The sequence below is a fragment of the Streptomyces sp. NPDC093071 genome (assembly GCF_044754545.1).
In the GTDB taxonomy this organism is placed as follows: domain Bacteria; phylum Actinomycetota; class Actinomycetes; order Streptomycetales; family Streptomycetaceae; genus Streptomyces.
Genome location: NZ_JBIVPH010000006.1, coordinates 258,361 through 280,854 on the forward strand (window position 1 = coordinate 258,361; position 22,494 = coordinate 280,854).

Annotated in this window: 21 protein-coding genes; 15 read left to right on the forward strand and 6 right to left on the reverse strand. The window is 73.1% G+C overall.

Features of this window, described 5'->3' with window-relative positions; genetic code table 11:
• A complete protein-coding gene (locus tag ACIQD7_RS24005; protein ID WP_030214728.1) occupies positions 1-531 on the forward strand; it encodes an arginine repressor in 531 nt (176 codons plus the stop codon).
• Between the two features lie 48 nt (positions 532-579).
• Here the strand turns inward: ACIQD7_RS24005 and ACIQD7_RS24010 are convergent, their stop codons facing one another.
• Both ACIQD7_RS24010 and ACIQD7_RS24015 read right to left on the reverse strand, forming a co-directional pair.
• Positions 580-1,185: a pyridoxamine 5'-phosphate oxidase family protein gene (locus ACIQD7_RS24010; RefSeq protein WP_121829016.1), complete on the reverse strand. Its 606-nt coding sequence runs from the start codon at positions 1,183-1,185 to the stop codon at positions 580-582.
• Positions 1,186-1,199: 14 nt separating this feature from the next.
• A complete protein-coding gene (locus tag ACIQD7_RS24015; RefSeq protein WP_402444097.1) occupies positions 1,200-2,522 on the reverse strand; it encodes a hypothetical protein in 1,323 nt (440 codons plus the stop codon).
• Between the two features lie 245 nt (positions 2,523-2,767).
• Here ACIQD7_RS24015 and argH point away from each other — a divergent pair, with 245 nt between their 5' ends.
• Positions 2,768-4,195, forward strand: coding sequence for an argininosuccinate lyase (argH, locus tag ACIQD7_RS24020; RefSeq protein WP_402444098.1), 1,428 nt, complete (start codon positions 2,768-2,770; stop codon positions 4,193-4,195).
• 12 nt (positions 4,196-4,207) lie between these two features.
• On the opposite strand, the gene ACIQD7_RS24025 is transcribed toward argH, so the two are convergent.
• The gene (locus ACIQD7_RS24025) at positions 4,208-4,717 is read right to left on the reverse strand and encodes an HAD domain-containing protein (RefSeq protein WP_402444100.1); all 510 of its coding nucleotides are present in this window, start codon (positions 4,715-4,717) and stop codon (positions 4,208-4,210) included.
• A gap of 85 nt (positions 4,718-4,802) precedes the next feature.
• On the opposite strand from ACIQD7_RS24025, the gene ACIQD7_RS24030 reads away from it, so the two are divergent.
• Positions 4,803-5,354: a TetR/AcrR family transcriptional regulator gene (locus tag ACIQD7_RS24030; RefSeq protein ID WP_389666889.1), complete on the forward strand. Its 552-nt coding sequence runs from the start codon at positions 4,803-4,805 to the stop codon at positions 5,352-5,354.
• Positions 5,351-6,895, forward strand: coding sequence for an MFS transporter (locus tag ACIQD7_RS24035; protein ID WP_402444103.1), 1,545 nt, complete (start codon positions 5,351-5,353; stop codon positions 6,893-6,895). Before ACIQD7_RS24030 ends, ACIQD7_RS24035 begins: the two co-directional genes overlap by 4 nt.
• A 74-nt stretch (positions 6,896-6,969) precedes the next feature.
• Here ACIQD7_RS24035 and ACIQD7_RS24040 read toward each other — a convergent pair whose 3' ends face one another.
• Complete coding sequence (locus ACIQD7_RS24040; protein WP_121829011.1) at positions 6,970-7,641, reverse strand: 1-acyl-sn-glycerol-3-phosphate acyltransferase; 672 nt, start codon at positions 7,639-7,641, stop codon at positions 6,970-6,972.
• A 241-nt stretch (positions 7,642-7,882) separates the two neighbouring features.
• Here ACIQD7_RS24040 and ACIQD7_RS24045 point away from each other — a divergent pair, with 241 nt between their 5' ends.
• The 3 genes from ACIQD7_RS24045 to ACIQD7_RS24055 all read left to right on the forward strand — a co-directional run bounded on the left by ACIQD7_RS24045 (position 7,883) and on the right by ACIQD7_RS24055 (position 10,275).
• Positions 7,883-9,058 (forward strand): glycerophosphodiester phosphodiesterase, encoded by a 1,176-nt coding sequence (locus ACIQD7_RS24045; protein WP_402444105.1) that lies wholly within the window; start codon positions 7,883-7,885, stop codon positions 9,056-9,058.
• Positions 9,059-9,159: 101 nt separating this feature from the next.
• The gene (locus tag ACIQD7_RS24050; protein ID WP_402444106.1) at positions 9,160-9,750 is read left to right on the forward strand and encodes a sigma-70 family RNA polymerase sigma factor; all 591 of its coding nucleotides are present in this window, start codon (positions 9,160-9,162) and stop codon (positions 9,748-9,750) included.
• A 36-nt stretch (positions 9,751-9,786) separates the two neighbouring features.
• Positions 9,787-10,275: a GNAT family N-acetyltransferase gene (locus tag ACIQD7_RS24055; protein ID WP_121829009.1), complete on the forward strand. Its 489-nt coding sequence runs from the start codon at positions 9,787-9,789 to the stop codon at positions 10,273-10,275.
• A 31-nt stretch (positions 10,276-10,306) separates the two neighbouring features.
• On the opposite strand, the gene ACIQD7_RS24060 is transcribed toward ACIQD7_RS24055, so the two are convergent.
• Together ACIQD7_RS24060 and ACIQD7_RS24065 are read right to left on the reverse strand one after the other, a co-directional pair.
• Positions 10,307-10,714 (reverse strand): hypothetical protein, encoded by a 408-nt coding sequence (locus ACIQD7_RS24060; protein WP_121829008.1) that lies wholly within the window; start codon positions 10,712-10,714, stop codon positions 10,307-10,309.
• 2 nt (positions 10,715-10,716) lie between these two features.
• Positions 10,717-11,079, reverse strand: a complete 363-nt coding sequence (locus ACIQD7_RS24065; protein ID WP_121829007.1) for a hypothetical protein — start codon at positions 11,077-11,079, stop codon at positions 10,717-10,719.
• Between the two features lie 571 nt (positions 11,080-11,650).
• Between ACIQD7_RS24065 and ACIQD7_RS24070 the strand changes: the two genes are divergently transcribed.
• From ACIQD7_RS24070 to ACIQD7_RS24105, 8 genes are all read left to right on the forward strand, one after another.
• Complete coding sequence (locus ACIQD7_RS24070) at positions 11,651-12,733, forward strand: methionine ABC transporter ATP-binding protein (protein WP_402444109.1); 1,083 nt, start codon at positions 11,651-11,653, stop codon at positions 12,731-12,733.
• A complete protein-coding gene (locus ACIQD7_RS24075) occupies positions 12,730-13,398 on the forward strand; it encodes a methionine ABC transporter permease (protein ID WP_121829005.1) in 669 nt (222 codons plus the stop codon). The genes ACIQD7_RS24070 and ACIQD7_RS24075 overlap by 4 nt, the downstream gene beginning before the upstream one ends.
• A gap of 94 nt (positions 13,399-13,492) precedes the next feature.
• The gene (locus ACIQD7_RS24080; protein ID WP_402444112.1) at positions 13,493-14,350 is read left to right on the forward strand and encodes a MetQ/NlpA family ABC transporter substrate-binding protein; all 858 of its coding nucleotides are present in this window, start codon (positions 13,493-13,495) and stop codon (positions 14,348-14,350) included.
• A gap of 182 nt (positions 14,351-14,532) precedes the next feature.
• A complete protein-coding gene (locus ACIQD7_RS24085) occupies positions 14,533-15,168 on the forward strand; it encodes a GNAT family N-acetyltransferase (protein WP_402444113.1) in 636 nt (211 codons plus the stop codon).
• Positions 15,169-15,228: 60 nt separating this feature from the next.
• Positions 15,229-16,473 carry a precorrin-6y C5,15-methyltransferase (decarboxylating) subunit CbiE gene (cbiE, locus tag ACIQD7_RS24090; RefSeq protein WP_402444115.1) on the forward strand — a complete coding sequence of 415 codons (1,245 nt, stop codon included), beginning with the start codon at positions 15,229-15,231 and terminating at the stop codon, positions 16,471-16,473.
• Between the two features lie 303 nt (positions 16,474-16,776).
• Positions 16,777-20,043 (forward strand): nicotinate-nucleotide--dimethylbenzimidazole phosphoribosyltransferase, encoded by a 3,267-nt coding sequence (gene cobT, locus ACIQD7_RS24095; protein WP_402444117.1) that lies wholly within the window; start codon positions 16,777-16,779, stop codon positions 20,041-20,043.
• A gap of 303 nt (positions 20,044-20,346) precedes the next feature.
• A complete protein-coding gene (gene cobA, locus ACIQD7_RS24100) occupies positions 20,347-21,597 on the forward strand; it encodes a uroporphyrinogen-III C-methyltransferase (RefSeq protein WP_402444119.1) in 1,251 nt (416 codons plus the stop codon).
• A gap of 51 nt (positions 21,598-21,648) precedes the next feature.
• Positions 21,649-22,467, forward strand: coding sequence for a TrmH family RNA methyltransferase (locus ACIQD7_RS24105; protein ID WP_402444121.1), 819 nt, complete (start codon positions 21,649-21,651; stop codon positions 22,465-22,467).
• Positions 22,468-22,494 lie beyond the last annotated feature (27 nt).

Sequence of the window (22,494 nt, forward strand, 5' to 3'; positions counted from 1 at the left end):
ATGACCGACGCGCAGGAGAACGAGCACGGAGGGCCGTCCGTTCCGCAGACCCGCACCGCACGCCACCGCAGGATCGTCGACATCCTCAACCGGCAGCCGGTGCGCTCGCAGAGCCAGCTGGCCAAGCTCCTCGCGGACGACGGCCTGAGCGTCACGCAGGCGACGCTCTCCCGCGACCTCGACGAGCTGGGCGCGGTGAAGATCCGCAACACCGGCGGGGAGCTGATCTACGCGGTGCCCAGCGAGGGCGGCTTCCGCACCCCGCAGGCGCCGCTGGGCGAGTCCGCCAAGGAGGAGCGCATGAGGCGCCTCTCCGGCGAACTGCTGATCTCCGCCGAGGCCTCCGCGAACCTGGTGGTCCTGCGGACCCCGCCGGGCGCCGCCCAGTTCCTCGCGTCGGCCATCGACCAGGCCGAACTGCACGCCATCCTCGGCACGATCGCGGGCGACGACACCCTCCTGCTGATCAGCCGCGACCCGGTGGGCGGCCAGGCCCTGGCGGACCACCTCCTGAAACTGGCCCAGAAGTAGGCCCCCGCCCGCGGTGCGGACCCGTACGGGGCATCAGTCCCGTACGGGTCACCCGGCCGGGCTGGGCAGCGGCGGCAGCGGCAGCGGAAGCGCGGGCAGCCCGTCCAGGCTGTTCGCGATGTGCTCCTTGCCCTCGCAGTACGCGTTGAACTCCTCGTCCGTCTTCCGGTTGAAGTACTCGGCGTGCAGCGTCCGTTCCTCCCGGTACTCCATCAGCGGTACGGCGAACCCGCAGGCGTCCCTGATCAGCCGCGCCCGCACCACCACGATCGCCCGGGCGCTGCCCTGCCCCTCCACGGCTTCGGCCGGGAACCGGGCGAACAGCTCGCCCCAGCGCGGGTCGTCCCGGAACACCGCCTCCCCGGTCCCGTGCACCCGCACCACGGTCGGCGGCCCCGAGAACGCGGTCCACATCAGGGTGATCCGCCCGTTGCCCGGCTCCCGCAGGTGCGCGATCGTCTCGGCCCCGCTGCCGCCGAAGTCCACATAGGCGAGCGTCAGTTCGTCCAACACCACGAGGGTGCCGCGCCGCCCCTTGGGGGAGAGGTTGACGTGGCCGTCGCCGGTCAGGGGAGCGGTCGCCGTGAAGAACACCGGCTGCTCCTCGATGAAGGCGCGCAGCCGTCCGTCAATACGTTCGTATGTCTTTCCCATGGCCCACATTCTGCTCACCGCCCCCACCCGGAGCGCACCTTTGGCACGTCCCTTGCGGAAGAAGGCGCTTCTCCCCATGCCCGGCGTGCCCGGGCGCGCAGCCCGGGATCCGGGTCGTCGAGGAGCGCCCGGACCGCCTCCCGCGCCGGGACGCCCCCGGCCTCGGCGAGCAGGCGCAGCGCGCCCCCGCGGACGTGCGGGGCCGGGGCGGTGGTCGCGCGCCGGAGGAGCCCGTCGGCCGGAAGCCGGCCGGCCCACGGCAGCAGCGCCGTCACCACCTCCCGTACGACCCGCGCCGAACCGTCTTCGAGTAGGGGGACGAGGGGCTCGACCCGGGCGGCGTCGAACCGGCGCAGTCCCGCCACGGCGCCCGCCCGCACGCGGGCCCGCTCGTGGTCCGTGAGCACCCACAGGACCGGGACGTCCACGGCCCGCTCGCCGCACTCGGCGAGACCGTACGGCGCGTCGTCGGGCACCCCGGTCCCGGCGGCGCAGGCCGCCCGATAGAGCGGCAACGGGTCCGTGCCCGCCTGCCGCAGCACCCAGCGGGCGCAGGCGCGCACCATCGCGGAGCGGTCGTACAGGAACGGCTCGGCCTCGGCCGCCCGTCCCGCCCGGCGCAGCCCCGTGACCCCGGCGGCCCGCACCCGCCCCTTCCGGGAGCGCAGGAGCGGACCGAGGACGGCCCCGTCGGCCGCGTCCCGGACCGCCGCGAGCACGGCGTTCGCGCAGAGGTCCTGCACGACCACGTCGGGGTCGGTGGCGGCGGTCTCCGCGAGCCACGAGGGGGAGAGGAGCCCGCGCTCGACGCCGATCCGGTGGGCGAGCCGCCGGACCCTCCGGTCGCCGTGCCCGAGCAGCGCGGTCACCCGGCTCGCGCGCCCTTCCCGCAGGGACCCGGCCAGCAGCTCCCGCGCGGCGTCCCCGCGCAGCCGCCCCGCGATCAGCAGGGCGACCGCCAGGAGGTCGCCGAACGCCTCGGGCGGCAGTCCCGGCAGCTCCGCGCGCAGCACGGACCGCGCCCGTTCCCGTACGGGTCCGGCCCAGTCGGCGCACCGGACGACGACCAGGGGGAGGAGTTCGGGGAGACCGTGCGCGAAGGAGAGGGCGGCCTCCCGCGCCCGTCCGTCCGGACCGCACAGGGCGACGGCCGTCTCGACGGCGGTGGGCCGCCGGTCCGGGTCGCCGGGGAACCGGGTGGGGACGGGCGGGACGGAGCGGCCCCATCGCAGCTCGGCCCGGACGGCCTCGTCGAAGTCGGTCCACGCGTGCGCGTGGGTCCCTGTCAGGGCGCGGGCGAGCTGGTCGGCGAGGTCGTCGAAAGCGCTGGTCGGCATGGGCGGAGCCTAGGCCCGCGCGGCCGGGAAAGCCGCCGGATATCGCCCCCGCCGCCATCCCCGATGTCACCCCGGGGGCCACCCCCGATGTCACCCCCGATGTGACCCCCGGGAGGGTGACCGGCCCGCGTTGACAAAACATACGGAGGATTGCATAGTTATGCCATCGTCTTCTCCGTCCCCGCGCCGCGAGGCCCCGGGCCGGGAAGGCGGCGGTACCCCCACCCTCCCGAGGAGCAGCAGCTGTGAGCAGCAACAACGGTGACGTACGGCTCTGGGGCGGACGGTTCGCCGACGGTCCGGCCGAGGCCCTGGCGAAGCTGTCCGCGTCGGTCCACTTCGACTGGCGCCTCGCCCCGTACGACATCGCCGGTTCCCGCGCCCACGCGCGCGTGCTGCACACGGCGGGCCTGCTCACCCAGGACGAGCTGACCCGGATGCTGGCCGGGCTCGACCAGTTGGAGGCGGACGTCGCCGACGGCTCCTTCGTCGGCACCATCGCCGACGAGGACGTCCACACCGCCCTGGAGCGGGGCCTCCTGGAGCGCCTCGGTCCGGACCTCGGCGGCAAGCTGCGCGCCGGCCGGTCCCGGAATGACCAGGTCGCCACCCTCTTCCGGATGTACCTGCGCGACCACGCCCGGATCATCGGCGGTCTCCTCGCCGACCTCCAGAGCGCCCTCGTCGGCCTCGCCGAGGCGCACGCGGACGTCGCCATGCCCGGCCGCACCCACCTCCAGCACGCCCAGCCGGTGCTCTTCGCCCACCACGTCCTGGCCCACGTCCAGTCCCTCTCCCGGGACGCCGAGCGGCTGCGGCAGTGGGACACCCGGACGGCGGTCTCCCCGTACGGCTCCGGCGCCCTCGCCGGCTCCTCCCTCGGCCTCGACCCGGAGGCGGTCGCGAAGGACCTCGGCTTCGAGCGGGGCAGCGCGGGCAACTCGATCGACGGCACGGCCTCCCGCGACTTCGTCGCCGAGTTCGCCTTCATCACCGCGATGATCGGCGTGAACCTCTCCCGGATCGCGGAGGAGGTCATCATCTGGAACACGAAGGAGTTCTCCTTCGTCACCCTCCACGACGCCTTCTCCACCGGCTCCTCGATCATGCCGCAGAAGAAGAACCCCGACATCGCGGAGCTCGCCCGGGGCAAGTCCGGCCGCCTCATCGGCAACCTCTCCGGCCTGATGGCCACCCTCAAGGCGCTCCCACTCGCCTACAACCGGGACCTCCAGGAGGACAAGGAGCCGGTCTTCGACTCCTGCGACCAGCTGGAGCTCCTGCTGCCCGCCTTCACCGGCATGATGGCCACGCTCACCGTGAACCGGGAGCGCATGGAGGCCCTCGCCCCGGCCGGCTTCTCGCTGGCCACGGACATCGCCGAGTGGCTGGTCAAGCGGGGCGTGCCGTTCCGGGTGGCGCACGAGGTGGCCGGCGAGTGCGTGAAGGTCGCCGAGTCCGAGGACAAGGAGCTGGACGAGCTGACGGACGAGCAGTTCGCCAAGATCTCCGAGCACCTCACCCCCGAGGTCCGCACGGTCCTCGACGTCCCCGGCGCCCTCGCCTCCCGCGACGGCCGGGGCGGCACCGCCCCCTCCGCCGTCGCCGTCCAGCTCGTCGAGGTCAAGGCGGACCTGGTGATCCAGCACGCCTGGGCCACCGCGAAGCAGTAGGACGCCAGGGGATCACAGCGCCGCCGCCCACTCCGCGAGTGCGTCGAAGTCCGGCCGGATCAGCCCGATCCGCTCGTTGACACGCAGGAGCAGGGCGGCGGCGAGGTGGTTCCGCTCCACGTACTCCCGGTCGTACGGCGTGATGTCGTCGTCGATCCAGGCGAACGGCCGCCCGGCCGCGTACTCCAGGACGTACTGCGTCTTCCAGAAGGTCCCGTGAGGGGCCTTCCCGTGCATCTGCGGCCAGTCGACGAACGGCAGCTCGGGCAGCCCGAGCCGGGGCCCTATCCAGTCGTTCGCCTCCCCCTTCCAGGTCGTCGCCCACACCAGCTCGTACGCCTCCGCGAGCGCCAGCAGCTCGTCCCCGTGGTCCGGATTGAGCCACACCCGCAGCGGCTTCGCCCCCGTCCAGCCCGTGGGGCTCATCCGATGGGTCTCGTACCCCTCCGGGCGCCGCTCGGGCTGCGCCGCGTACGGGTTCAGCGGCCCGTCCACGTCGATGAGCAGCAGTGGCTTCGTCATGTTCACAGCATTCCGTTCCCGCCCCTGGTGAGGCGTCGATTTATTGAATGAGACACTGATGTCTCATTCGGTGTATGCTCGTCTCATGTCAGTCGATCGCACCCAGGTGCTCCGCGCCGCCGCCGCCCTGCTCACCCGCAAGGCGACCGCCACCATGGACGAGGTCGCCCGGGCCGCCGGGATCGGCCGGGCCACGCTGCACCGGCACTTCGCCGGGCGCGACGCCCTGGTGCGGGCGCTGGAGGAGCTGGGGCTCCAGGAGCTGGAGGCGGCCCTCGACGCCGCCGGGATCGACGAGGGACCCGAGGACGAGGCCGTACGCCGGCTCGTCGCCGCGGTCGAGCCCGTCGGCCCCCTGCTCTCGTTCCTCGTCACCGAGAACCAGCTCTTCGAGGGCGACCAGCAGAACGAGGGCTGGGCCCGCATCGACGCCCGGGTCTCCGCGCTCTTCCGGCGCGGACAGGAGAACGGCGTCTTCCGGATCGACCTGTCCCCCGCCTGGCTCACCGAGGCCTTCTACGGACTCGTCGGTTCCGGCGCCTGGGCCGTGCAGGACGGCCGGGTCGCCGCCAAGGACTTCCAGTACATGATCGTCGAGCTGCTGCTCGGCGGAGCGCGCAGGAGCGTGGAGAAGTGACCACCAGCACCTTCAAGAGCACGGGCCATACCGAGGGCGTGCGCCGCCCCGGCCGGTGGCTCGCCCTCTCCGTCCTCGTCCTGGCCGTCCTGCTCGTGGCGGTCGACGCCACGGTGCTCGGCCTCGCCACCCCCTTCCTCTCCGAGGACCTCGAACCCACCGGCACCCAGCTGCTCTGGATCGGCGACGTCTACTCCTTCGTCATCGCCGGACTCCTGGTCTCCATGGGCAGCCTCGGCGACCGCATCGGCCGCAAGAAGCTGCTGCTGATCGGCGCCACCGCCTTCGGCGCCGTCTCCGTGCTCAACGCCTACGCGACCAGCCCCGAGACGATGATCGTCGCCCGCGCCCTCCTCGGCGTCGCCGGCGCGACCCTGATGCCGTCCACCCTGGCGCTCATCCGCAACCTCTTCCACGACCCGCGCGAGCGCAGCCTCGCCATCGGCATCTGGGGCGCCATGGCCTCGGCCGGCGCGGCCGTCGGACCGGTCGTCGGCGGCTTCCTCCTGGAGCATTTCTGGTGGGGCTCGGTCTTCCTCATCAACCTGCCCGTCATGGCCGTCCTCGTCCTCGTCGGCGTCAAGCTGATCCCCGAGTCGAAGAACCCGGACCCGGGCCCCTGGGACCTGCCCAGCGTCGCCCTCTCCCTCGTCGGCATGATCGGCGTCGTCTACGCGATCAAGGAACTGGCCTCGCACGGCCCCTCCCTCGACGCGGGCCTCGCCGCCCTCGCCGGCGCCGGCGCGCTCACCTGGTTCGTCCGCAGGCAGCTGACCCTGCCCGCGCCCCTCCTCGACATGCGCCTCTTCCGCCACCGCGGCTTCTCCGGCGCCGTCCTCGCGGACCTGCTGACCATCCTCGGCCTCTCCGGCCTGGTGTTCTTCCTGTCCCAGTTCTTCCAGCTGGTCCAGGGCCGCCAGCCCCTGGAGGCCGGACTCGCCGAACTGCCCGCCGCGGTCGGCGCGGTCACCGCCGGTCTGATCGCGGGCGTCGCTGCCCGCCGCTTCTCCGTGCGGTCCGTGGTCACCGCGGGCCTCGCGGCGGTCGGCCTCTCCCTCGCCGTCCTGACCACCCTCGACCAGCACACCGGCTACCCGCTGCTCGGCGCCGCCCTGCTCGTCGTCGGCATCGGCGCCGGCTTCGCCTTCACCGTCACCGCCGACGTGATCCTCTCCAGCGTCCCCAAGGAGCAGGCCGGCTCCGCGTCCGCCGTCTCCGAGACCGCGTACGAACTGGGCGCCGCGCTCGGCATCGCCGTCCTCGGCTCCATCGTCACCGGGGTCTACCGGGGCTTCCCCACCCCGGCCGGCGTCCCCGCGGACGTCACGGCGGCCGCCCACGAGTCCCTCGGCGGCGCCGTCGAAGCCTCCGGCGCCCTCGCCCCGGACACGGCGACGGCCCTCGTGTCGGCCGCCCAGGAGGCCTTCGTCGACGGCCTGCGGATCGCGGCCGGAGTCGGCGCGGCGGTCCTCCTCGCGACGGCGGTCGCGGCCTGGTTCCTGCTCAGGGGCCAGAAGCTGGAGGACGGCGTCGCACACTGACGCGCCGGTCCGCACACGAAAGCGCCCCCGTACGGCGCAGACCGTACGGGGGCGCTTCCACGCGCGTACGAGACCTACGCGGCCTTCGCCTTGGTGGCGTACATGTCCACGTACTCCTGCCCGGAGAGCCGCATCACCTCGGCCATCACCGAGTCCGTCACCGCCCGCAGGACGTAGCGGTCGCGGTCCATCCCCTCGTACCGCGAGAACTCCATCGCCTCGCCGAAGCGGACCGTCACCCGGCCCGGACGCGGGAAGCCCGCCCCGCCCGGCTGGATCTTGTCGGTGCCGATCATCGCGAACGGCACCACCGGCGCGCCCGTCATCAGGGTCAGCCGCGCGATGCCCGTACGGCCCCGGTACAGCCGGCCGTCGGGGGAGCGGGTGCCCTCCGGGTAGATCGAGAAGACCTTGCCCTCCTCCAGGACCCGGCGGCCCGTCATCAGCGCCGCCACACCGCCCCGGCCGCCGTCCCGGTCCACCGGGATCATGCCGACGCTGGTGAAGAACCAGGCCATCGCCCGGCCCTTGATCCCCTTGCCCGTCACGTACTCGTCCTTGCCGATGAAGTAGACCGGACGGTCCAGGCAGATCGGCATGATCATCGAGTCGATGAACGTCAGGTGGTTCCCCGCGAGGATCACGGGACCCGTCCCCGGAATGTTCTCGGCGCCCTCCACGCGGGGGCGGAACATCAGGCGCATGACCGGCCCGAGCACTGCCTTGATGATCGCGAGACGGGACAACGGTTCCTCCGGTGGGAAGCGGGTCGGGCGAAGGCGGCCGCACCGACGGTGCAGGTGGCGACGATACTCGCGGGTCACCACCGTGCGCACATCGGGTTCACCGGGTGGATACGCAGTGTTGACACGTGTTTCCGCCATGTTCGGCGCAGGTCTGCCGCCCGTAGGGGCTCCGTGCCTAGCGTCGGGGTCACCGCCGACAGGTGCGGGACATCACACCCCGGTCCACTCAGGAGGATCCCTTATGACCCAGGGCGAACGCCGGACCCCGGCACGGCGGACGGTTCTCGGCGCGGCGGGCGCCACCGTCCTCGGCGCCTCCGCGGCCCTCACCGCCGGCCCCGCGCAGGCCGCCCCCGCCGTCGGGACGAGCGGTGCGCACGGCCACGGCCGCGGCTACCGCTCCCTGCCCGTCCCCACGGTCATCGGCCACCGCGGCGCGAGCGGCTACCGCCCCGAACACACCCTCGGCTCCTACCGCCTGGCCCTCGACCTCGGCGCCCACGTCGTCGAGCAGGACCTCGTCCCCACCCGGGACGGACACCTGGTCTGCCGCCACGAGAACGACATCACCGGCACCACCGACGTCGCCGACCACCCCGAGTTCGCCTCCCGCAGGACCACCAAGACCGTCGACGGCACCGAGCTCACCGGCTGGTTCACCGAGGACTTCACGCTCGCCGAGCTCAAGACCCTGCGCGCCAAGGAGCGCATCCCCGGCAACCGCCAGGAGAACACCCTCTACGACGGGCGCTGGACGGTCCCCACCTTCGAGGAGGTGCTGCGCTGGGCCGACGAGGAGGGCCGCCGCCGGGGCCGCGAGGTCTGGCTGTACGTCGAGACCAAGCACCCCAGCTACTTCCGCTCCCTCGGCCTCGGCCTGGAGGAGCGGCTCGCCGGGCTCCTGCGCCGGTACGGACGCCACCGCGCGAACTCCCCGGTCATCCTCCAGTCCTTCGAGCCGAGCAGCATCCGGCGCCTGGCGAAGCTGGTCGACGCCCCCGGCGTGGTCCTGCTCTCCGGCGCCGGCAGCCGCCCCTGGGACTTCACCGAGGCCGGGGACCCACGCACGGTCGCGGACCTGGTCACCCCCAAGGGCCTGCGGTGGATCTCCTCGTACGCGAAGGGCATCGGCCCCACGCTCGACCTGGTGATCCCCCGGGACGCGGAGGGCCGGCTCGGTACCCCGACCACCCTGGTCCGCGACGCGCACGCGGCCGGGCTCGTCCTCCACCCGTACACGCACCGCAACGAGAACGCCTTCCTGCCCGCCGAGTTCCGCCGGGGCACCGACCCGAACGCCTACGGAGACTCCTTCGGCGCCCTGAGGAGGTACCTGGAGACGGGCATCGACGGCATCTTCTCCGACAACCCGGACACCGCCCTGCTCGCCGCCGCGGACCTCACCGCCCGCCGCTGACGCCCCCGCGGGCCCGGACCCCCGGGCCCGCACGACCCCCTCCCGGGTGGTTTACGCCCCGTACCGCAACCACGGGCGCGTACCCCGGCATCGTGCGGGGCATGACCACCCCAGCCACCCCCGCACCCGCCCCCGCCACCCCCACTCCCGACACCGCCGAAGCGTCGGCCGGTCTCCTCGCCGCGCTCGCTCCGCTCCTCGCCGCCGAGTCGGACGCCGAGGCACCGGCCGCCGGCGTCGAACCCGGCGACCTGGAACAGGCCGTCTGGCTCCGCCTCCTGGAACGCCTCCGGGACACCGGCGCCCCCGAGCGGCCCGCCGAATGGCTCCGCCGGGCCGTACGGGCCGAAGCCCGCCGCGCCCGCAGGACCGGCGACCGGGAACGCCCCTACCGGACCGAGCCCGTCCACGAACCGGCCGGCGCCGATCCCCACGGCTCCCCGGAGGGCTCCCTCCTCGCCGCCGAGGGCCGCCGCACCCTGCGCGCCGCCGTCACCCGCACCCCCGGCCGCTGCCCCGGGGTCCTCACCGCGATGCTCGACCCCGTGGACCGTACCTACCGCGAAATCGCAGGAGAGTTGGGTATCTCACAGGGGAGTCTGGGGCCGATGCGTTCCCGTTGCCTGGGATGCCTGCGCAGAATGCTGGCTGCGGAGGTTCCCGCCCCGAGCCGACGGGGAAGGGTGTGTTGAACCGATGATCGGCAGATGAGCGGGAGGCGTGCACACATGGGCCTGAGCGTGACCATCTCGGCGGCGGACGCGCGGGACGCGGAGCACATCCTGAAGCTGCAGTACCTCTGCTACCAGAGCGAGGCGGAGCTCTACGGAGACTGGTCCATCGAGCCGCTCACCCAGTCCCTCGACGCCCTGCGCGCCGAACTGGAGGAGGGGCACGGGCTCGTGGCCCGCCTCGGCGACGAGGTCGTCGCCTCCGTACGGGCCCGCGCCGACGAGGACGGCACCGTACGGATCGCCAAGCTCATCGTCCACCCGCGGATGCGGCGCCACGGCCTCGGCGGCCGGCTCCTCGACGCCATCGAGCGCCACTTCGCCGACGCCCCCGAACCGGCTTCCCCCGCCAAGCGCTTCCAGCTCTTCACCGGCCACCGCAGCGAACTCAACCTGCGCCTCTACCGCAGCAAGGGGTACGCCCAGGTCGCCACCCGGGAAGTAGGCCCCAGGCTCACCCTGGTGACCCTGGAGAAGGCCGCCTGACCCTGGCCGATCCCGATCCGCCGGACGGACCCTAGGCGGCCTTGGACCTCCGCAGCCACCAGATCCCGGTCAGCGGCAGCAGCACCGGGATGAAGACGTAGCCGTAGCCGAAGTCCGACCAGACCGTCGCGTCCGGGAAGGCGGACGGCTCGACCAGCGTCCAGGTCCCCACGACCAGCACGCCCGCCAGCTCGGCGGCGCAGCACACCAGCGCCGCCCTGCGGGCCCTCTCCCCGCCCCGTACCAGCGTGTACGTGATGAAGACGTAGACGACCGCCGCCACCCCCGACAGGGCGTACGCGAGCGGCGCCCGGTCGAACTCGGTGGCGATCTGGTAGATCGAGCGGGAGACCGCGCCGACCGACATCACGCCGTACAGCCAGACGAGGAGCATCCCCGGTCCCTTGACCAGACGGGTCGTTCCCTCGGTCGCGGTCATGGTCAGCCCACCGTCCAGATGTCGTAGAGACGCACTTCGAGCACGGCCAGGACGACCGCGCCGGCCGCCACCGTCGCCGAACCCCACCGGCTGCGCTCCGCGAGCGACATGAAGCCGGCGATCGGCACCGCGCACAGCGCGCCGAGCAGATAGGCGACGAAGATCGTCGCGCCCTCCTCGGCCTTCTCGCCGCGCGCCAGCTGCACGATGCCGACGATCAGCTGCACTAGGACCAGGAAGGTCACCACGGCCATGCCGATGAAGTGCCAGTCCTTGGTCGGCAGGTCGCGGAAGGCGGCGAAGCCGCACCAGGCGGCGAGGGCGAGCGCGGCCACGGAGACCGCGACCGTCAGGGCGTCGAGCATGGGCCCGAGGGTATTACGGTGCGAATGACCCGATGCGCTCGGCCCTCCCCACCGCCCCCGCCCCCGCGTGGCCTTGGCCACAACCGGCACCCCGGCAGGCCCCGCGCCCGTCCCCCCGAGCACCGGCCCGCAGCCCCGTCCCCGCAGGCCACAGGGCGGGCCGCACGGGCGGAGGGAAGCGGAGGAGGAGCCTCCGAAGTGTCCGCATGGCGTCTCATCGACGTCCGCTATTCGGACAGCCCCCTTTCGCCCCCGACCGTGCGTGCTTTACTTGCAGACATGACCACGACGAGCAGCCGCACCCTTGCGACCGAGGCGATCACGACGCCCGGTGCTCGTTGTATGTGTCGAATGTGCGCCATCTGAGGGCTCCCGCTGCGTTTCGCGCCCCGAAGCGAGACCGACGGCCGCGCCGGTCCCCCCGCCCCACGGCGGCGGACCGTGCCCGCCCCGCGCACCCGCCGACGCCCGGCCACCCGCCGGACCGGCTCCGTGCGCCTGACTGTCCGATGACGAATGCCCCGTGCGTGACGGACCCCGCGTCGCGCACTCGACAGTGACGGAAACCCCTGTGATCACCACTTCGGGCCTGACCAAGGTCTATGAGTCGCGCGGCCGGCAGGTCACCGCTCTGGGCGGCGTCGACCTCCACGTCCGCGAGGGCGAGGTGTTCGGCGTGATCGGCCAGAGCGGCGCCGGCAAGTCCTCCCTCATCCGCTGCGTCAACCTCCTGGAGCGCCCCACCTCCGGCACGGTGACCGTCGACGGCGTCGACCTCACCGCCCTCGCCGGGAAGGGCCGCCGCGCGGGCAAGGACCTGCGCCGGGCGCGCAGCAGCATCGGCATGGTCTTCCAGCACTTCAACCTGCTGTCCTCCCGCACGGTCAAGGACAACATCGAGCTCCCCCTGGAGATCCTCGGCATATCCGGCGCCGAGCGCTCCCGCCGCGCCCTGGAACTCCTCGACCTCGTCGGCCTCGCCGACAAGGCCAAGGCCTACCCCGCCCAGCTCTCCGGCGGTCAGAAGCAGCGCGTCGGCATCGCCCGCGCCCTCGCCGGCAAGCCCAAGGTCCTGCTCTCCGACGAAGCCACCAGCGCCCTCGACCCGGAGACCACCCGCTCCATCCTCCAGCTCCTGCGCGACCTCAACCGGCAGCTCGGCCTCACCGTCCTGCTCATCACGCACGAGATGGACGTCGTCAAGACCATCTGCGACTCCGCCGCCCTCATGCAGCACGGGCGCGTCGTCGAGTCCGGCACCGTCGGCGGACTGCTCGCCACCCCCGGCTCCCAGCTCGCCGCCGAACTCTTCCCGGTCAGCGGCGCCCCCACCGGCCCCGACCGCACGGTCGTCGACGTCACCTTCCACGGCGAGGCCGCGACCCAGCCGGTCATCTCCCAGCTCTCCCGCACGTACAACATCGACATCTCGATCCTCGGGGCGGCGATGGACACCGTCGGCGGCAAGCAGATCGGCCGGATGCGGATCGAACTGCCCGGACGGTACGAGGAGAACGTCGTCCCGGTCGGCTTCCTGCGCGAGCAGGGCCTCCAGGTCGAGGTCGTGGAAGAAGCCGAGACCGCCGAAGAAACGGTTGTCCCGGAACCGGCGTCCGACGCGGCGACCGTACTGGTGAAGGAAGGTGCCAAGTGACCTGGTCCGAGATGCAGCCCCTGCTGGAGCAGGGCACCGTCGACACCCTCTACATGGTCCTGTGGGCCACCGTCGTCACCGTCCTCGGCGGCCTGCCGCTCGGCATCCTCCTCGTCCTCACCGACAAGGGCGGACTGCTCCAGAACCGGCCGGTGAACAAGGTCGTCGGCGCGATCGTGAACGTCGGGCGCTCGCTGCCCTTCATCATCCTGCTGATCGCCCTGATCCCCTTCACCACCTTCGTCGTCGGCACCTTCATCGGCCCGACCGCGATGATCGTGCCGCTCGCCATCGGCGCCATCCCCTTCTTCGCGCGCCTCGTCGAGACCGCGATCCGCGAGGTCGACCACGGACTCGTCGAAGCCGTCCAGGCCATGGGCGGCGGCATCCCCACCATCGTCCGCAAGGTCCTGCTCCCGCAGTCCCTGCCCTCCCTGGTCTCCGGCGTCACCACCACCGTGATCGTGCTCATCGGCTACTCCGCGATGGCCGGCGCGGTCGGCGGCGAAGGCCTCGGCTCCAAGGCCGTCACCTACGGCTACCAGCGCTTCGACACCACCTTCATGCTCGTCACGGTGGTCGTCCTGGTCGTCATCGTGACCGTCGTCCAGCTCATCGGCGACGGAGTCGTCCGACTCCTCGCCCGCCGGGGCCGCACGGCCTGAGCCGTCCCGCCCCGTCCCCCGACTTCGTCCTGCGAAGAACAGTCCGGACTTGTTGTCCAGACGACTACCACTCCACCTGAAAGAGGCACTCTTCGTGCGCAAGAACATCAAGCTCACCGCCGGCATCGCCGCCACCGCAGCCCTCGCCCTCGGCCTGAGCGCCTGCGGCACCTCCTCCGACCCGTCCTCCTCCAAGGACTCGGCCGGCGCCGCCGACAAGCCCCTCGTCGTCGCCGCGTCCCCGACGCCGCACGCCGACATCCTCAACTACGTCAAGGACAACCTGGCCGAGAAGGCCGGCCTGAAGCTGGAGGTGAAGGAGTTCACGGACTACGTCCTGCCGAACACCGCCACCCAGTCCGGCCAGGTCGACGCCAACTTCTTCCAGCACAAGCCGTACCTCGACGACTTCAACCAGAAGAACAAGACCACCATCGTCCCCGTGGTCAACGTCCACCTGGAGCCGCTCGGCCTCTACTCCAAGAAGCTGAAGTCGCTGAAGGACATCAAGCCCGGCCAGACCATCGCCGTCCCCAACGACACCACCAACGGCGGCCGCTCGCTCCAGCTCCTCGCCGAGAACGGCCTGATCACCCTCAAGGACGGCGTCGGCACCAACGCCAAGCTCTCCGACATTACCGACAAGAAGGGCCTGGAGTTCAAGGAGCTGGAGGCCGCCACCGTGCCCCGCGCCCTGAACGACGTCGACGCCGCCGTCATCAACGGCAACTACGCCCTGGAGGCGAAGCTGGAGCCGGCGAAGGACGCCATCGCCCTGGAGAAGGCCGAGGGCAACCCGTACGCCAACTTCCTCGCCGTGAAGGCGGGCAACGAGAAGGACGCCCGCGTGCAGAAGCTCGCCGAGCTCCTCAACTCGCCCGAGGTGAAGAAGTACATCGAGGACACCTACAAGGGCTCGGTCATCCCGGCCTTCGGCGCCCCCAAGGAGTGACCGCCGTCCGAGGGGCCGTCAGACCGGTTCCCCCGTACAGTCCTTGAGCGGAAGGCCCCGCGCACCCCGTCCGGTGCGCGGGGCCTTCCGCCGTACCCCACCCGGCCATGCGCACCGGCGGCGCCATGCTGCATGCTGTGCGTTCACGGTCGATTCGGACGGTCCACGGCATGGAGCTGCGCATGACTACCACCTTTCCGGACATCTCCATCAACACGGACCGGTTGGTGCTGCGCGCGCTGGAGGAGGCGGACGCCCCCGCGCTCGCCGAGATGATGAACGACGAACTCGTCGGCGCCTGGACCGCCGTGCCCCAGCCCTTCACCGAGGCCGCCGCCCACCGCTGGATCACCGAGTACGCCCCCGCCGAACGCGCCGCGGGCCGCGGACTCGACCTCGCCGTCACCGAGTTCCTCACCCAGCGCCTCGTCGGCATCGTCCAACTGGCCCACACCGACTGGCGCGTCCGCTCCACCGAACTCTCCTACATCGTCGCCCCCTGGGCCCGCGGCGAGGGCTACGCCTCCGAAGCCGCCCTCGCCACCGCCCGGTGGCTCTTCAACGACCGGAAGTTCGAACGCCTGGAACTGCGCACCGCCGCCGACAACACCGCCTCCCAGCAGGTCGCCCAGAAGATCGGCTGCATCAGCGAGGGCGTCCTGCGCAACGCCTGCATAGCCCGCACCCGCACCGAGGACGGCGCCTGGACCGAGCTGCGCACCGACTTCATCCTCTGGGGCCTCCTCCCCGAGGACCTCGACGACGTCGCCGACCAGATGGCCGAGGCCGGATACTCCTCGTACACCGACTGGAGCTGACGACCGGGTACGCTCGGCACGCCCCCGACCTGCGACAACACCACAGGGAGACAGACGACGATGGCCGACCGCGTCACGGTGATCGGCTGGGACGGCTCGCCCCTTTCCCCGGCGGCCCTGTCCGCGCTCTCCGCCGCCACCCTGGTGGCCGGAGCCGGCCACCACCTGGCCCGGCCCGAGGTGCCCCCCGCCGCCGAACGCATCCGCCTCGGCAGCGTCGACCTCGCCGCCCGCCGCATCGCCGGCCACCGCGGCACCGCCGTCGTCCTCGCCGACGGCGACCCCGGCTTCTTCGGCGTCGTCCGCACCCTGCGCGCCCCCGAGCACGGCCTGGAGGTCGAGGTCGTCCCGGCCGTCTCCTCCGTCGCCGCCGCCTTCGCCCGCGCCGGGATGCCCTGGGAGGACGCCCGGATCGTCGTCGCCCAGCAGCGCACCCTGCGCCGCGCCGTCAACGTCTGCCGCGCCCACCCCAAGGTCGCCGTCCTCACCTCGCCGGGCGCGGGCCCCGCCGAGCTCGCCCTCCTCCTCGACGGCGTCCACCGCACCTTCGTCGTCTGCGAGGAAATCGGCACCGACCGCGAACGGGTCTCCGTCCTCACCTCCGACAAGGCCGCCGACCACACCTGGCGCGACCCCAACGTCGTCCTCGTCATCGGCGGGGGCGGCGGCACCCCGGCCACCCCCTGGCTGGCGGGCCAGGACCCGTCCGTCCACCCCGTCCGAGGCTGGGGCCTCCCCACCGAGGAGTACGACTCCGAGGGGCACGCCCCCGGAACCGATCAGGCCCGGCCGAAGGCGGGCGAGGACCCCGCCCTCCGCGCCGCCCAGCTCGCCCGTCTCGGGCCCCGCACCGGCGACCTCGTCTGGGACATCGGCTGCGCGGGCGGCGCCTTCTCCGTCGAGGCCGCCCGCTTCGGCGCCGCCGTCATCGCCGTCGACCCCGACCCGGCCGCCTGCGCCCGCACCGAGGCCGCCGCCCGCCGCCACGGCGTCCCCCTCCAGACCGTCCGGGGCCGCGCCCCGCACGTCCTGGAGAGCCTCCCCGAACCCGATGTCGTCCGGATCGCGACCGGCGGCGTCCAGGTCGTCACCGCCTGTGCCGACCGGCGCCCGGAACGCATCGTCGCCCACGCCTCCACCCGCGACGAGGCCGAGGCGATCGCCGCCGCCCTCACCGCCGCCGGCGGCTACGCCGTCGAGGCCCTCCTCCTCCAGACCGTCGGACTCGACCCGGACACCTGGTCGGAACGCGATCGTTCGGCCGTCTTCCTGCTCTCCGGACGCAGGATCGACCGCGCCCCGTGACCCGGCCGCCCCGCCGGGCGGGGTAGGCTGGCCGATTGTTGTACCGCGTCCTGACGTTCGTCACTTCGTGTACCGATGTCCGGAAATGGTGGCCCCTAGGAGTCACCGGTGTGGTACGCGACAAGGGGGGACCGCGCGACGTGGCGCAGTCCACAGCGCACCGTGGCGAATCTTCCTGCCACGGGGGCCGAGGGCCGGGACAATGTGCAGGTGTCCGCGTCCTTCGTGCCGCGCGGCGCGCACGCTCGTTCTTGTCGACGGGCGCAGGTCTGAAGGAGCACAAGCGATGGGCGAGGGGTACGCATGACGGACACCGGCCAGGTCCCGGGCGAGGGGCTGCCGGAGAACGCAGGCATGGTCGAGCAGCCGGGCATCCCCGCACCGGGCGCGTACACCTTCCTGGACCCCTCCGAGCACACCCCCGAGGACGACGACCTGCTTCTGATGCCGGGCGCCCAGGGCGCCTGGAGCGAGCACCCGCCGGGCGTCGTGCCCGCGCCGCCGGTCGCCGTGCCGCCCCCCGTGCTCCCGCACCAGGAGGCCCCGCTGGGAGACCCGCTGACGGACCCCCTGCCGGATCCGCTCACGGACCCGCTCCCCGAGCCCGCCGCCCTCGGCGACGCCCCGTACACCGGCACTCCGGCACACGGCGTCCCCGCCGCCGGCACTCCCGCGCACGGCGTCCCCGCGGCCCCGTACGAGCCGGTCCTCACCGACCACGGCTACGAGCCCGGCATCCTCGACACGGGCTCCGTCGACCTCGGCGGCGTCCAGGTGCCTCCGCCGGCCGCGGCGCAGACCCCGCCGCCCGCCCGCCGCCCGCTGCACATGGGCCCGCCCGTGCCCGAGGCCACCGGCGGAGTCGTCCGCTCGCTGGCCGACCGGGGCCCGGCCACCGCGCCCGCCCCGGCCCCGCAGCCCGCTCCCGAGCCCCTGGTGGCCACTGCCCCCGCCCCGATGCCGGTCCGGAACCCGGGCCCGCCGACCACGGGCCCCGAGTACTTCGAGATCGCGCAGGAGCAGCAGCTCGCGCCGCAGGGCGCCGAGCCGTGGACCGCGCAGGAGCCGGTGGCGCAGCCCCCCGCAGAAACGGTCGTCCCGCAGCCGGACCACTCCGGCCAGTTCGTCCAGGTCGACGGCACCGTCCCGACGACCCCGCACCTGGCCCCCGAGCCGCCGGCCGAACCGGCCCCCGCCCCGGAGGAGCCCGCCGCCACGGCGGAGCCGACGCCCGAGGCCGCCCCGGAGATCTGGGAGGAGCCGACCGGCTCCGAGGCGATCGTCGTGCCCGCACCGCGCGAGCCCGAACCGACGGCCCCGGAAGCCACCGAACCGGAGCCCGTCGCGCCCGTGGCCGAGGAGCCCGCTCCCGCGCCCGAGACCCCGGCGGAGCAGCCGGCCGTGGAGCCGGTCGCGGAGGCGATCCCCGAGCAGCCGCAGGAGACCCCGGAGGCCCCGGAAGAGCCCCAGGAACAGGCACAGGAGCAGGCGCTCGCCCCGGAACCGGCCTTCGCCCCGGAACTGCCCTCGGTCCAGGAACAGGCGCCCGTCCAGGAGTCGACCCCGGCCCCGGAACCGGCACCCGCCCAGGAGTCGACACCCACCCCGGAGCCGGCGCCCACCCCGGAACCGATCCTGCCCCCGGAACCGGCACCCGTCCCGGAACCGGCACCTGTCCCGGAGCCGACTCCGTCCCCGGAACCGGCACCCACCCCCGAGGTACTCCCCACCCCGGAACCGGCACCCGCCCCCGAGGTACTCCCCACCCCGGAACCGGCACCCGCCACGGAAGAGTCCACACCGGAAGAGTCCGCCCCGGCCCAGGAGCAGGTGCCCACCCCCGCAGCCCCCGGCTACGACGACGCCGAGCGCGAGGCGGTCCTCCGCGTCATGCGTGAGCGCCGCGACATCCGCAACGGCTTCCGCTCCGACCCGATCCCTCACGAGGTGCTGCTCCGCGTCCTGGAGGCCGCCCACACGGCCCCGAGCGTCGGCCACTCCCAGCCCTGGGACTTCGTCGTCATCCGCTCCGCCGAGACCCGGCAGACGATGCACGAACTGGCCCAGCGGCAGCGCGAGGCGTACGCCAGGTCGCTCCCGAAGGCCCGGGCGAAGCAGTTCAAGGAACTGAAGATCGAGGCCATCCTCGACACCCCGGTCAACATCGTGGTGACCGCCGACCCCACCCGGGGCGGCCGCCACACCCTCGGCCGCTACACGCAGCCGCAGATGGCCCCGTACTCCTCCGCGCTCGCGGTCGAGAACCTCTGGCTCGCGGCCCGCGCCGAGGGCCTCGGCGTCGGCTGGGTCAGCTTCTTCGACGAGCGCGAGATGGTCCGCGCCCTCGGCCTCCCCGAGCACCTCGAAGTGGTCGCGTACCTCTGCGTGGGATACGTGGACGAGTTCCCCGAGGAGCCCGAGCTGATGCAGGCGGGCTGGTCCAAGCGCCGCCCGCTGGCCTGGGTCGTCCACGAGGAGACGTACGGCCGCCGCGCCCTGCCCGGCGAGGAGCCGCACGACCTCCTCCAGGAGACCGTCGCGAACATCCGCCCGCTGGACGCCAAGGCGCTCGGCGAGGCCTGGGAACGCCAGAAGCGCATGACCAAGCCCGCAGGGGCCCTCGGCATGTTGGAGATCATCTCCGCCCAGCTCGCCGGCCTCTCCCGGATGTGCCCGCCGCCGATCCCGGAGCCCGCGGCCGTCGCGGTCTTCGCGGGCGACCACGGCGTCCACGCCCAGGGCGTCACGCCCTGGCCGCAGGAGGTCACCGGCCAGATGGTGGCCAACTTCCTCGGCGGGGGAGCGGTCTGCAACGCGTTCGCCAACCAGGTCGGCGCCGAGGTCTGCGTCGTCGACGTCGGCGTGGCCTCCGAGCTCCCGGCCACCCCGGGCCTTCTGCCCCGCAAGGTCCGCCCCGGCACCGCCGACTTCACCACGGGCCCCGCGATGACCCGCGAAGAGGTCCTGGCCGCGATCGAGGTGGGCATCGAGACAGCCCGCGACCTCGTGGCAGCCGGCAACAAGGCGCTGCTCACGGGCGAGATGGGCATCGCCAACACCACGGCGTCCGCCGCCCTGATCTCCGTCTTCACCGACGTGGACCCGGCCGAGGTCACGGGCCGGGGCACCGGCATCAACGACGAGACCCACGCCCGCAAGGTGGACGTGGTCCGCCGCGCCCTCGCCCTGCACACCCCGGACCCGGAGGACCCGATCGGCGCCCTCGCGGCGGTCGGCGGCCTGGAGCACGCGGCCCTCGTGGGCCTGATCCTGGGCGCGGCCTCCCTGCGCACCCCGGTGATCCTGGACGGCGTCTCCACCGGAGCGGCGGCCCTGGTGGCCCGGGCGATCGCCCCGGAGTCCCTCGCGGCCTGCATCGCGGGCCACCGCAGCGCCGAGCCGGGCCACGTGGCGGCCCTGAACAAGCTGGGCCTGCGCCCCCTGGTCGACCTGGACCTCCGCCTCGGCGAGGGCACGGGCGCCCTGCTCGCCCTCCCGCTGGTGCAGAGCGCGGCCCGCGCGATGCACGAGGTGGCCACGTTCGACTCGGCGGGAGTCACCGAGAAGTAGCACCACGGCGCGGCTCCCACCCCACACACGGGAGTGGGGGCCGCGCAGGAACAGGGTTCGGGACGTCAAGCGTGATTTGTGGCGCTACAAGAAGCCGAACCCTCCAGGGCGGCGGGCGCCGTAAATCATGCAGTCCCGAACCCTGTTCCGGAGCGGCCCCCACGTCACGCCCCACGGCGGGGAGATCCGTCACAGGGTGACCCCCCGGGGCCCCCGATATCGTGGGACCCGAAACAGCGTCCCACCAGCCGCTCCACCGCCGCAGCGGCCCGCACCTGCCACGCCCCGAGGAGCCGCTCACCCATGGCCGAGAACACCGAGAAGGCGATCCCCGACGCCCACCCCGCCTACCCGGTGGGCCTCCGCCTCGCCGGCCGCCGGGTGGTCGTCCTCGGCGGCGGCCAGGTCGCCCAGCGACGCCTCCCGGCCCTGATCGCCGCGGGCGCCGACGTCACCCTGATCTCCCCCTCCGCGACCCCGTCCGTGGACGTGATGGCGGAGACGGGCGAGATCACCTGGCTCAAGCGCCGGTACGAGGAGGGCGACCTCGCCGACGCCTGGTACGTCCTGGTGGCCACCACCGATCCGGCCACGAACGCCGCCGCCTCCGCCGAGGCCGAGCGGACCCGGACCTGGTGCGTGCGCTCGGACGACGCCGAGGCGGCCACCGCCTGGACCCCGGCCACCGGCCGCGGCGACGGCGTCACCGTGGCGGTGCTCACCGGCCACGACCCGAGGCGCTCGGCCGCCGTGCGGGACGCGATCGTGGAGGGCCTGCGGGACGGCTCGATCGCGGCGCCCCAGCACCGCGCCCGCACCCCGTTCGTCGCCCTGGTCGGCGGCGGCCCCGGCGACCCGGACCTGATCACGGTGCGCGGCCGCCGCCTGCTCGCGGAGGCGGACGTGGTGATCGCGGACCGCCTGGGCCCCCGCGACCTCCTGGACGAGCTGCCCCCGCACGTCGAGGTGATCGACGCGGCGAAGATCCCGTACGGCCGGTTCATGGCCCAGGAGGCGATCAACAACGCGCTGATCGAGCACGCGAAGGCGGGGAAGTCGGTGGTCCGCCTGAAGGGCGGCGACCCGTTCGTCTTCGGCCGGGGCATGGAGGAGGCGCAGGCGCTCGCGGCCGAGGGCATCGCCTGCACGGTCGTCCCGGGCATCTCCAGCTCGATCTCGGTGCCCGGCGCGGCCGGCATCCCGGTCACGCACCGGGGGGTGGCCCACGAGTTCACGGTGGTCAGCGGCCACGTGGCCCCCGACGACCCGCGCTCCCTCGTCGACTGGGCCTCGCTCGCCAAGCTGACGGGCACCCTGGTGATCCTCATGGGCGTCGACAAGATCGGCAGGATCGCGGAGGCGCTGATGACCCACGGCAAGGCCCCGGAAACCCCCCTGGCCCTGATCCAGGAGGGCACCACGACGTCCCAGCGCCGGGTGGACGCGACGCTCGCGACGGTCGAGGAGACGGTCAGGACGCAGGAGGTCCGCCCGCCGGCGGTGATCGTCATAGGCGCGGTGGTGACGGAAGGCCCGAACAAGCCGACGGCGTAAAAGCAACTCCCCAACCCACCCCCCAACCCCCGAACGAGGCAGCAGCACCCCGTGGCCGAACTGATCACGATCGACACCCCCGACGACCCGCGCCTGCACGACTACACCGGCCTGACCGACGTCGAGCTCCGCCGCAGACGGGAGCCGGCCGAGGGCCTGTTCATCGCGGAGGGCGAGAAGGTCATCCGCAGGGCGGGGCAGGCCGGGTACGCGATGCGGTCGATGCTGCTCTCGGCCAAGTGGGTCGACACGATGCGGGACGTCATCGACGCGGCCGAGGCGCCGGTGTACGTGATCGATCCGGACCTGGCGGAACGGGTCACCGGCTACCACGTGCACCGGGGCGCCCTCGCGTCCATGCGGCGCAAGGAGCTCCCGGAGGCGTCCGGGCTGCTGGCGGAGGCCCGCCGGGTGGTGGTGATGGAGTCGGTCAACGACCACACGAACATCGGCGCCATCTTCCGCAGCGCCGCCGCCCTGGGCATGGACGCCGTCCTGCTCTCCCCGGACTGCGCGGACCCGCTCTACCGGCGCTCGGTGAAGGTGTCCATGGGCGCGGTCTTCTCGGTCCCGTACGCCCGCCTGGAGGGCTGGCCGCACGGCCTGGGGACGGTACGGGAGGCGGGCTTCAGGCTTCTCGCGCTCACTCCGGCGGAGCGGGCGGTCTCCATCGACGAGGCGGCTCCGCACAAGCTGGACCGGGTGGCGCTGATGCTGGGCGCGGAGGGCGAGGGCCTCTCGCAGAAGGCCCTGAAGGCCGCCGACGAGTGGGTCCGCATCCCGATGGCCCACGGCGTGGACTCGCTCAACGTGGGGGCGGCGGCGGCCGTCGCCTTCTACGCGGTGGCGACGGGCCGCCCGGAGGCCTGAAAAGCCCGGGACGGCTCGGCCCGGGAC